The sequence below is a fragment of the Spiroplasma taiwanense CT-1 genome (assembly GCF_000439435.1).
GTDB lineage: Bacteria > Bacillota_I > Bacilli_A > Mycoplasmatales > Mycoplasmataceae > Spiroplasma_A > Spiroplasma_A taiwanense.
On the sequence record NC_021846.1, the window covers coordinates 97,131 to 108,786 of the forward strand.

Annotated in this window: 11 protein-coding genes; all 11 read left to right on the forward strand. The window is 24.2% G+C overall.

All coding sequences use genetic code 4. The annotated features are described in order from the left end of the window. The first annotated feature begins 10 nt into the window (after positions 1-10). The 11 genes from deoD (at position 11) to STAIW_RS00495 (ending at position 11,656) form a co-directional block, all read left to right on the forward strand. Complete coding sequence (gene deoD, locus STAIW_RS00450; RefSeq protein WP_020833924.1) at positions 11-715, forward strand: purine-nucleoside phosphorylase; 705 nt, start codon at positions 11-13, stop codon at positions 713-715. 138 nt (positions 716-853) lie between these two features. Next, positions 854-1,816, forward strand: coding sequence for a tRNA (adenosine(37)-N6)-threonylcarbamoyltransferase complex transferase subunit TsaD (gene tsaD / locus STAIW_RS00455; protein ID WP_020833925.1), 963 nt, complete (start codon positions 854-856; stop codon positions 1,814-1,816). A gap of 17 nt (positions 1,817-1,833) precedes the next feature. Continuing rightward, the gene (locus STAIW_RS00460; protein ID WP_020833926.1) at positions 1,834-2,613 is read left to right on the forward strand and encodes a MurR/RpiR family transcriptional regulator; all 780 of its coding nucleotides are present in this window, start codon (positions 1,834-1,836) and stop codon (positions 2,611-2,613) included. Positions 2,614-2,616: 3 nt separating this feature from the next. Beyond that, complete coding sequence (locus STAIW_RS00465) at positions 2,617-3,558, forward strand: type I phosphomannose isomerase catalytic subunit (RefSeq protein ID WP_020833927.1); 942 nt, start codon at positions 2,617-2,619, stop codon at positions 3,556-3,558. Then, positions 3,542-4,639, forward strand: a complete 1,098-nt coding sequence (locus STAIW_RS00470; RefSeq protein ID WP_020833928.1) for an alpha/beta hydrolase — start codon at positions 3,542-3,544, stop codon at positions 4,637-4,639. Before STAIW_RS00465 ends, STAIW_RS00470 begins: the two co-directional genes overlap by 17 nt. 247 nt (positions 4,640-4,886) lie before the next feature. Beyond that, the gene (locus STAIW_RS06325; RefSeq protein ID WP_236608528.1) at positions 4,887-6,194 is read left to right on the forward strand and encodes a fructose PTS transporter subunit IIB; all 1,308 of its coding nucleotides are present in this window, start codon (positions 4,887-4,889) and stop codon (positions 6,192-6,194) included. Between the two features lie 378 nt (positions 6,195-6,572). Continuing rightward, positions 6,573-7,226 (forward strand): hypothetical protein, encoded by a 654-nt coding sequence (locus STAIW_RS06330; RefSeq protein ID WP_201764815.1) that lies wholly within the window; start codon positions 6,573-6,575, stop codon positions 7,224-7,226. A gap of 77 nt (positions 7,227-7,303) precedes the next feature. Next, positions 7,304-8,671 carry an asparagine--tRNA ligase gene (gene asnS / locus STAIW_RS00480; RefSeq protein WP_020833929.1) on the forward strand — a complete coding sequence of 456 codons (1,368 nt, stop codon included), beginning with the start codon at positions 7,304-7,306 and terminating at the stop codon, positions 8,669-8,671. Positions 8,672-8,796: 125 nt separating this feature from the next. Continuing rightward, entirely contained in the window at positions 8,797-9,762 is a 966-nt protein-coding gene (locus tag STAIW_RS00485) for a glycosyltransferase family 2 protein (RefSeq protein WP_020833930.1), read from the forward strand. A gap of 15 nt (positions 9,763-9,777) precedes the next feature. Further along, on the forward strand, positions 9,778-10,488 hold the full coding sequence (locus tag STAIW_RS00490) for an RDD family protein (RefSeq protein WP_020833931.1): 711 nt from the start codon (positions 9,778-9,780) through the stop codon (positions 10,486-10,488). Next, the gene (locus STAIW_RS00495; protein ID WP_020833932.1) at positions 10,481-11,656 is read left to right on the forward strand and encodes a serine hydrolase domain-containing protein; all 1,176 of its coding nucleotides are present in this window, start codon (positions 10,481-10,483) and stop codon (positions 11,654-11,656) included. The genes STAIW_RS00490 and STAIW_RS00495 overlap by 8 nt, the downstream gene beginning before the upstream one ends.

Genomic DNA, 11,656 nt, shown 5'->3' on the forward strand with positions numbered 1-11,656 from the left:
AGTAATTAAAATGACACCACACATTAGTGCTCAGAAAAATCAAATAGCAAAAATTGTTTTAATGCCAGGTGATCCATTAAGAGCAAAAAAAATTGCAGAGACATATTTAGAAAACCCAAAATTAGTTAGTCAAGTTAGAAATATGTTATTCTATACTGGAAATTATAAAGGAATTGAAATAACAGTTGCTGGTAGTGGGATGGGATGTCCAAGCATAGGAATTTATTCATATGAATTATTTAAATTTTATGATGTAGATTATATTATTAGAATTGGTTCAGCAGGAAGTTATTCAGAAAATATTAATGTATATGATATATATAATGTAAAAGAAGCTTTTGGAGAAAGTGATTTTGCAAAAATTTGTGCAGGAGTGGATTCAAGAATATTATCATCTGGAAAAGATTTATTTGAAAAAATTGAAGAAATTGCTCAGAAAAATGAAATTAAAACTTTTACAGGTATAGCTCATTCTTCAGATGTTTTTTATAGATTAGAAAATTCTGTTGAATTTGCAAAAAAAAATAATTTGGATGTTGTGGAAATGGAATCATATGCACTTTTTGCGACTGCAATTGCAACAAATAAACAAGCTGCTTGTTTATTAACTATTTCTGATAGTTTTATTACAAAAGAAGTTACAACTGCTGAAGAAAGACAAAATAATTTTATGAAAATGGTAGAATTAGCTTTAGCGACTGCAATTGAATTATAATTTAAAATTATTTTTAATAAAAAAATCAAATATTTTTCTAATTTGGAAAAATATTTGATTTTTTTAAATTATTATGAAAAAAATCTTTTATCTATAAATATATATTATAATTTAAGTGTCTAATTATAGGAGGAAAGTATGAAAATTTTGGCAATTGAATCTAGTTGTGATGAATTTAGTGTTTCAATAATGATTAATGGAAAAATATTTTCAAATATTATTTCTAGTCAAATAGATGATCATGCAAAATATGGTGGAGTAATACCTGAACTTGCTTCTAGACTACATGTAAAAAATTTTCACTGAGTATTGAGTAAAGCTTTAAAAGAAAGTGACGTAAAACTTGAAGAAATTGATCAAATAGCATATACTTCAAATCCTGGTCTTATAGGAAGTTTAATTATTGGGAAATTAGTTGCACAAACTATTGCAAGTTACTTAAATAAACCAATTATGGATTTAAATCATATTCAAGGACATATCTATGCAGCAAATATTGATGAAAAATTTGATTATCCTGTTCTTGCTTTAGTTGTAAGCGGGGGGCACACACAAATTCAATATATAAAAGAGCCATTGAATTTTGAAATAATTGGAACAACCCAGGATGATGCTGTTGGAGAATGTTATGATAAGGTAGCTAGAGTTTTAGGGTTGGAATACCCGGGCGGACCAAAAATTGATGAATTAGCTCAAATTGGAAATAGTTCAAAATATACACTTCCAATCCCAAAGCAAGATGGTAGTTTAGATTTTTCATTTTCGGGATTGAAAACAGCAAGTCTAAATTTAATAAATAAATTAAAACTAAATAATCAGGAAATAAATATAAATGATTTTTGTGCAAGTTTTCAAAAAACAGCAATTGCGTCATTAATAAATAAATTAGAAAAGGCAATTATTAAATATAATCCAAAAACTTTAACTGTTGTTGGAGGAGTTAGTGCAAATAAAAGTTTAAGAATAGATTTTTTTTCCATTGGAAAGAAGTATAATATTAATAAACTTATTTTACCAAATTTATCATATTGTACAGATAATGCAGCAATGATAGCTGAATTATGTAATCAATATTTAATGAAAAAGATAAATATTAAATAAAAATTGGAGGTATAGATATGAGATCTTTTTTGAGCAAATTAACTACTATTGATGAAAAGGATTTAACAATCAAAGAAAAAAAAATAGTTGAGTATATTAAAAATAATTTAAAAGAAATTGTAGATACAAATATGAAGATTGAAAGAATGGCACAAGAAGCTGGAACAGGTTATAGTGCTATTTATGGTTTATTAAAAAAATTAAATATTAAAGGATTTAGAGATTTTGCAATTTCTTTAGCAAATGATGCAGAAAATCAAGAAATTAATGTTGCAAAAAATGATGAAAATGTTGTTGCAGGTTATATTAATATAATTAAACAAAATTATGCGCTTATTGAAAAGAGATCTATTTTTGATACATTAAATGTAATTAAAAATGCAAACAGAATATTTTTTTGTTATTGAGAAAATCTTTTAGCAGGTCCTACTCAAGAATTATCAAATTTTTTCTATAAAAATAGTTATAATACATTTTTATTAGATAGTGATCAAGAAACTTTAAGACAAAGAATCAAATCTTCAAAAGAAAATGATGTTTTTATTTTCTTTACAAGATATGGAAATTCTACAAGATTAGATAATTTTATAGAAATAATTGGAAAATTAAATAGAAAAATAATTTATATTTCTGGTAAAATTGCAAATCCTGATGTCACAAAATATTTATCTTCAATTCATACACTAATTGTTGATAATCCAGATCAAACAATATATAAAGGTTATATTTCACATTCAGTTCCTTTTAATTATTTTAATGATTTATTAATTTATCATTATTTAAATTCAAATATATAGATAATGGCCTTAGATAATAAAATAATTAAACTATCTCCTTTTTTTTCTAAAAAAATTTGAGGAGGAAATAAATTAAAAGAACTTGGTTTTAATATACCATCAGATGACATAGGAGAAGCATGAGTTATTTCAGCACATGAAAATGGAATGTCCTTTTTGAAATCAAATAAAAATATTTCTTTTAAAAATTTTTTTGAGGAAAATAGAAGCTTGTTTGGAAATATAAAAGGTGATTTTCCTTTACTTTCTAAGATAATAACAGCTAATGATTTTTTATCAGTTCAAGTTCATCCAAATGATGATTATGCTATTAAAAAACATAATTCTTTTGGTAAACCAGAAAGTTGATATATTATTGATTGCCCAGAAAATGCTAAGTTAATTTATGGACATAATGCAAATAATTTAAATGAATTTGAAACTTTAATTAAAGATAAAAATTGAAATTCTTTATTAAAAGAAATATCTGTAAAAAAGGGAGACTTTTTATATGTTGAACCAGGAAAAATTCATGCAATAACTCCTGGTGTAATTATTTATGAGTTGCAAAGATCAAGTGATATAACTTATAGATTATATGATTATGATAGGGTTGATAATGAAGGAAATGCTCGTGAATTACATATTAAAGAAATAATTGACAATATTTCAATTCCTGATTCAAAAGATATTATAATTAAAGCTAATAAAAATTTAAAATTTAATTGTGATTTCTTTTCAATTGAAAAAATTAAAGTTTCTCAATTTTTGGAATGAAAAAAACCAGAAAATTTGACATGGTACCAATTTACAGTTTTATCAGGAAATGGTATAATTAATAAAATTGATTTTAAAACAGGCGATTCAGTTTTTTGTGTTGATAAATTAGAATCTTTAAAAATTGAGGGTAATTTGGAAATATTAATCTCATGAATTGAGAGTTGTTGTTATGAAGAGAAAAAATAAAAAAACATTTTTTGCAAAAATAAACAAAGGATTAATACATTTTTATAATAGTTTGGAATTTCCTTTTTCTCCATCAAGAAAGATAATAAGAAAACAAAAAGCTAATTTAAAAAATAATTCAAATAATTACTGAGTAAAGGATCTTTTAAGAACTAATCAAATAATGAAAAAATTTTATAAGAGATCTGAATTGATAGTGAATAATTTTGAACAAATATATGCATTTACTTTTAAATCTAGAGATGGCTTAAATTTAAGTGGATTTACTTATGAAGTAAATCCAAATTCTAATAAGTGAGTAATAGCTTGTCATTGATTTTCGGGACATAAAAATTGAGCTTTACATCACAGTATTATTTTTACAAAAATGGGATATAATGTAATGGTTTTTGACTTTAGAGGTCATGGCTATTCTGATAATTTTTCAACAACTTTGGGAATGAAAGAAGAAAATGATTTAATGGGTGCGGTTGACTGATTAAAAGAAAATAGAAAAATAGATTCATTAGCACTTATGGGAACAAGCATGGGAGGCTTTGTTGTAAATTTTGCTTCTTTAAGATATGCAAAAGAATTTGAAAAATTAAACTTAAAATTTATTATTTCAGACTCTACATATGTTAGTGTATATAGTTTAATTTTGCATACTAAAAACATTTACTTAAAATTTTTGTCAAAAAAAAGGATAAAACAAATAGCAAATAAAGTTATTGATAAAAATAATAAATATGAAGACGCTTTTGATTTTTATGATGTCAATATTTTGAAAACTATTGATAAAATGAAAAATCCTGTATTTTTTCCAACACTTTTTTTTCATTCAATTGATGATAAAGTAACTGCTGTATCAGATACTTATGAATTAATAATTAAAAGAAAATTTCAAGAAGATGATCATTTAATATTTAATTATTGTATGCATACTCAATGTATGAGAATACATTTTAAAATCATGAATTATAAAATTGCTGAATTTATTTTAAAATTTAATAAAGATAAAACATTATTTGATAAAGTAGTTAGTGATTGAGAGCTTTTAGTTTTTGATAAAAAAGATATAAATTCAATAAAGTTAAAATAAAAAAATATTAAATTTAATATTTTTTTATTTTAAAAACATTTTATTATTATAAAATAAATTGCTTTTTTTTAAAAATTTTAGATAATATTTCCGAAAAGGAAATAAAATTTTGAAAAATCTATTCAAAGAAGAAACTGTCTTTTTAGATATTGATTTAAAAACAAAAGATGAAGTTTTAGCATTTATTTAAAGAAAAGCTTTTGAATTAGATATTGTTTTAAATGAAGAAGATTTATTTAAAGGTTTTTTAAAAAGAGAAGAAGAAATTTCAACAGCTTTTGAAGATGAATTTGCTATTCCAAATGCAAAATTGAATTCAATTAAAGAACCTTCAATTATTTGTATAAGAACTAAAAAAGCAATTGAATGAAATTCATTGGATGGTCTTCCCACCAGTGTGATTATAGCTTTAATTATTCCAAATAATGCGGTAGCTCAACATTTAGAAATTTTGAGTAAAACTGCTGTCAAGTTAATGAATGATGAATTAAGAAATAAATTAAAAATTGCAAAAACACCAAAAAAATTTGTTGATTTATTAAGTTATAAAAAAGAAGAAATTAATTTAAAAATTAACTTAAACGAAAACAAATTAAAAATTATCGCTGTAACCTCATGTGTAGTAGGGGTAGCCCACACTTATATGGCAGAAGACAAATTATTAAGAGAACTTTCAAAAAAAGGTCATAATATTAGAGTTGAAACTCAGGGTTCAAAAGGAGTTGGAACAGAACTTACTCAACAAGAAATTAAAGAAGCTGATATAGTAATAATTATTGCAGCTGATACAAAAGTTGATTTAAGTCGTTTTAGTGGAAAAAGATTATATTCAACTAATGTTGCAAGAACCATTAAGGAACCTTTAAAATTACTTGAAGATGCTTTAAAAAAAGGCACAATTCAAGAAAAAATTGATTTTACAAATTCTAGAGGAACTTCAAAAACAAAACAAGGAACATTGCAACATATTTTAGCTGGAATTTTATATATGATTTCAATAATAATATTGGGAGGTATTTGTTTAGCATTTTCTTTGGGAATAGCAAAAGCAATTTGAGGACCTGAGGCTGGAACAAAGGGTCCAAATATAGGGACAACTGAAAACCCTATTTATCAGTATCCATGGAATCCTTTGGCAATTTTAGAAATGATTGGTGGTGCATCATTTACATTGATGATTCCAATTCTTTCTGGTTTTATTGGTAATTCCATTGCAGGAAGAGCAGCATTAACTCCAGCAATGCTTGGTGGCTTTATTGGAAATAGTGCATCAAATTTTATGCCAATGCCAGGAATGGAAAATGTACAAACTCCAATGGGATTTATTGGTGCAATTTTAACAGGATTACTTGTAGGATATTATGTTAGATGAGTAAATACTTGAAATATTCCAAAAACACTTCAAGCAGCAATGCCAATATTTTTTATACCATTAACAGCAGGAATAGGAATTTGTATACTATTTATGTATGTTATTGGAGGACCATTGGTTATGTTATGGGAAAATTTTCAAATTTTATTGAAAATTCATACACTAATCCAAATTTTGAAGTAGGAATAGCATTGATTTTAGGAATTTTAATTTGTGCAATGGCATCATTTGACATGGGTGGACCAATTAATAAAATAGCATTTGTAACTTGTTCTGCATTAATAACCCAAAAAATTTATTATCCAATGGGAACAATGGCAGCAGCAATTCCAGTTGCTCCTTTAGGAATGGGAATTAGTGCATTAGTTTTTAAAAGATTTTTTAGTCAAGAAGAAAGAGGAATGGGAACTGCTGCAATTATTATGGGTACAATTGGAATCTCAGAAGGAGCTATACCATTTGCAATTCGAGATCCAAAAAAAGCAATTATATGTAATGTGCTTGGTGGAATGGTTGCAGGAGCAATTGCAGGAGCATTTAAAATAGAAGATTTTGCAGCACATGGGGGACCCTATTGTTGCATTTTTAGGAGCCGTTCCTTATGGTTCTCAAATTGCAATTTATTTCATTTCGGTGGGTGTAGGAGTTGCTTTAACAGTATTTTCATATGGTTTACTTTTAATAGCAAGTCAAGGAAAAATAGGCTTTGTAAAAGAAGCACACCTAAAAAATATAGAAAAAATTAATAATAATTGAGCTGAAAAAATTACAGAATTAAAAAATGAAATTTCATTAAAAAAAGATAAGTTAAAATTATCAAAAATTGATAATGAAAAACAAAAGATTTATGAGGAAATTCAAAAATTAAAAAATGAAATTAATGACTATAAAAAAAATAGAAGGCAAGAAATTAATAAAGCAAAGTTAGTATTAAATTCTTTAAAAAATGAGGAATCTAAGTTTGTAAAAACTCAAAAACAAAATTTGATGGAGTTTAAAAAAAATGAACTAAAATTAAAAAATGAGTTAATTCAAAATTTAGTGAAACAAAAAACTGAAAAAATATCAAATTTAGATAAATATCAGAAAAAAGAATATTTATCTAAATTTAAAAATAATATTGAAAAAATTAAGGAAAAATATAATAGTAATATAATTAATAAAAATATTTCCTTAAGAAAAGAGTTTGTAAATAGTTATAATAATAAATTTTAAATATTTAAAAAATAGGTTTTACTTATTTTTTTTATTTTAGAATATATAATATATTTATATAAAAGGAGAAAATTAAAATGAAAGATATAAAAGAAATCTTTGAGTCGTATTTAAAATTAGTTGAAAATCAAATTACTTTTATTGGAAGGGTTAGAAGTCATAGGCAAAGTAAAGTGGTTTCTTTTTTAGTTTTAAATGATGGAACAACAATTAATGATATTCAAGTTGTTTATAAAAACGATATAGAAAATTATGATTTAGTATCACAAGGTAGAGTAAGTTCAATTTTTGAAGTTACTGGAAATTTAATTTTAACTTCTGGTAAGCCTCAACCTTTTGAAATTCAAGCAACAAAAATTAATTTATTAGATCAGTCTATTGAAGAATACCCTTTGCAGAAAAAAGAACATTCACAAGAATTTTTACGTGAAATTGCTCATTTACGTGCAAGAACAAAAACTTTTCAAGCAATCTTTAAAATAAGATCTTCTGCAGCTTTTGCAATTCATAAATTTTTTCAAGAAAAAAATTTTGTTTATGTCAACTCTCCAATAATTACTGAAAATGATGCTGAAGGTGCAGGTGAAGCTTTTGTTGTAACAACAAGAACTGATGGAAAATATAGTCAAGATTTTTTTGGGAAAAAAGCAGCTTTAACTGTATCAGGTCAATTGAATGCTGAAGCATATGCGCAAGCTTTTAAAAATGTTTATACTTTTGGACCTACATTTAGAGCAGAAAATTCTTATACTTCAAAACACGCTGCAGAATTTTGAATGATTGAACCAGAAATGGCCTTTGTTGATTTATCTATTAACTTAGAAGTTATTGAAGAATTAATAAAATATATTGTAAATTATTTATTTGATAATAATATTGATGAGCTAAAATTCTGTAATGATAATTTGGAAGCAGGCTTGATTGAAAAATTAAATATTCTAAGAAACTCAAACTTTGCAGTAAATTCTTATGAACAAGTAATAGAAATCTTGAAGGATGCAGTTAAAAATGGTTATGTATTTGAAGAAAATAATATTGAATTTGGCTTAGATTTAGGAACAGAACATGAGAGATATATTTGTGAAGTTGTAAATAAAAAGCCTACTTTTGTTACTAATTATCCAAAGGAAATAAAAGCATTTTATATGAAGCAAAATAGTGATAATAGAACAGTTGCAGCAGCAGATTTATTAGTTCCAGGAATTGGTGAATTAGTTGGTGGAAGTCAAAGAGAAGATAACTATGAAAAGTTAATAAAAAGATCAGAGGAAATGGGCATGAATCCAAAAGATTTATGATGATATAATGATTTAAGAAAATATGGTTATTATAAGTCTTCTGGATTTGGTTTAGGTTTTGAAAGATTAATCATGTATGTAACAGGAGCAAGTAATATAAGAGATGTAATTCCTTTTCCAAGAACTCCAAAAAATTTATTTTTTTAATAAAAAAATAAATGGAAAATTTACTATTTTTTTTATTTCAAATTAGATAATATTATTTCTTTTTAAAATATTAAATTTATGCTATTTTTTTTGGTGTAAAATTATACTAGTCAGGAGGGAATAGTATGCTAATTTCATTTGTATTGGTTTATCAAGAGTTTGGGAATAAAGTTAAAGAGACAATAGATAGCATAAAAAAACAGACAGATAATGATTATGAAATTATTTTAGTTTGTGACAGAACTATTGAAGATAATTCAAAAGATGAATGATTAAAAGAATTATTTTGAAATAATTCAAACATAAAATTAGTTTTTAATAATTCAATTCAAGGGGCCTCAGTTTCTTGAAATACAGGCATTGATTTAGCTGAGGGAGAATATATTAAATTTATTGCTCAAGGTAATATACTAAATCCTGACTTCGTTGAAACTATTAAAAAGGAATTAAATAATTTTAAAGAAAGAGAAATTGATTTAGTTGAATATACAGTTAACTTAACAGGAAGTGTTCATATTGATACTTTAACATATTTAGAAAAAGGAAAAATTTATAATTTATCTTCTGAATTTGATCCATTTGCTTATGTAAATGTTGTACTATACAATAAATTATTTAAGGCTAAAATTTTAAATGAGTTTGGTTTTAAATTTAGAAGATTTGTTAGATTTGATTTATTATTTGTATACAAAGTTTTAGGGCAAACAAATTCATACTTATTTTTAGATACAAAGCCACTCGGTACTGTTAATATTGGACCAGTTTCATATTCAGTTTTTGATGTTGTAAATCAATGAAATCATATATTAAACTATTATAGAAGAATTGGAAAATTTAAACAGTTAAAAGATTATTTAAATTATTCTTATTATAAGGTTTTGATTCATTTGTGATTATGAGAAATTAGAACATATGATAATAAAATATTAATTAAAAAGGCAACAGCTTTTGCAAATAGAAAATTTGAAGATAAAAGAGATGATTTTTTAAAAAATAATATTATTTTTAAAAAGACAAATGATGAAAGATTTAAAGAAATAGTTAATAACTTTGGTACCTATATAAAAGAAAATCTAAAGAGAGCAAAATAAATTAAGGTGACTTAAATGGTACAAAAAAATTTAAAATTAAAAAAACAAAAAAATTCTTCATATAATTTGGTTAAACCTCATTTGGGAAGAATTTTTTTTGCTAGATTATTTGATCTTATCTTATGCTCCATTCCAAATTTTATTTTATTATTTTTTTATAAAATATCTGATTGACAAAGTGCTTTAATAAATATTTCGGTAAGTCAAATTTTTATATTTTTATATTTTGTTATTATTCCATTTTTATTAAAGGGAAATACAATAGGCAAAAAATTGTTTCATTTAAAATTAGTAAACATCCAAAATCAAAAAATAAAAATTTCAAATATATTTCTAAGAGAGTTGTATTTTTTATATATTCCATTATTATTTCAATTAGTATGTCAAATAATTTCAATAATAATTTTTGCAAATTTTTCTCCAGGTAATAATAATCAAAACGAAAATGGATGAACAATTGCAAATATAATTCAGAATATAGGATATACATTTTGTGGAATTTGATTTTTGTATATTCCTTTAACAATTTATTTGCAAAAAGATAAACTTTCTTCAATAGATTTAAAATTAAAATTAAGAGTGTTTTTCTTAGAGAAAATACTTGTCAAAAATCAAAAAGTTGATATAGAAGGAAAAAAAGTAAATCATATTCATTTAGAAAATGATTTACCTGGAAATGTTAATATTAAAGAAATAGAAAAACTTATTGGTGAGAATAATGAATAATTTTTATAATACAAATCAAAAAATAAATGAACTAATTGAAAAAAAATATTTTACAGGAGCAGTTTTAAAAGTAGCAAAACATGGGGAAATTATTTTTGAAAATGAATATGGAATAAATGATGTTGATAAAAATACAAAAATGAAAGATAATTTAATTTTTAGAGCATACTCTATGACTAAACCAGTAACAGTTGTTGCAGCATTAATCTTGGTAGATAGAAAAATAATTAATATTAATGATAAAGTTTCAAAATATTTACCTGAATTTGAAAATGTTTTAGTTTTAAAAGAGCAAAACTCAAAAGAAACAGAAAATACGAAAAAAGATTTAAGGATATGAAATTTATTAACAATGACATCTGGTATAACATATGCAGGTAATAAAAATGATACACAATTACAAACTTCATTTTTATTAAAAGAATTTCACAAAAAAAATAATGGAAAATATATGAATTATGAAACTTTTATAAAACTACTTTCAAAAATTCCATTATCATTTAATCCTGGTGAAAATTGAAGATATGGTTTATCTATTGATGTACTTGCAGCAATCATTGAAAAAGTTTCTAATAAAAACTTTAGAGATTTTGTTAAAGAAGAAATTTTTGATAAATTGGAAATGAATGACAGTGATTTTTATTTAAAGGATAAAAATAGAGAAGCTTGTGTCTACAATTGGACATTAAATGAAAATGATCAAGTTGAATTAACAAAAGTAGAAAATTTTAATTTTTTTATTCAAGATTATGAAAAGGTCCCTCCCATGCCAATGGGTGGAGCAGGATTGTTTACAACTGCAAAAGATTATTTAAATTTTTTAAACTTTTTAATTGATGGTAAAGATAAAAAACAAAATCAATTATTGAGTATGAATTTAATTAGAGATATGTCTAGTAATCAACTTGGTGATTTAAAGAAAAATTTTATTTGAACTTTAAATGAGGATTATAGTTATGGATATGGTGTAAGGGTTAGAATTAAAAATAATTTATATCCAAAAACAGAGCTTGGTGAATTTGGATGAGATGGTCTTTTAGGTTCAACAGGTTTAGTTGATCCAAAAAATGGAATAACAATGTGTTTAATGTTAAGTTCAAAACCAGGTCATAATAAGTTAATTGAAAGTGAATTTTTTGAAGCGTTATATAATGACTTAAACATTTAA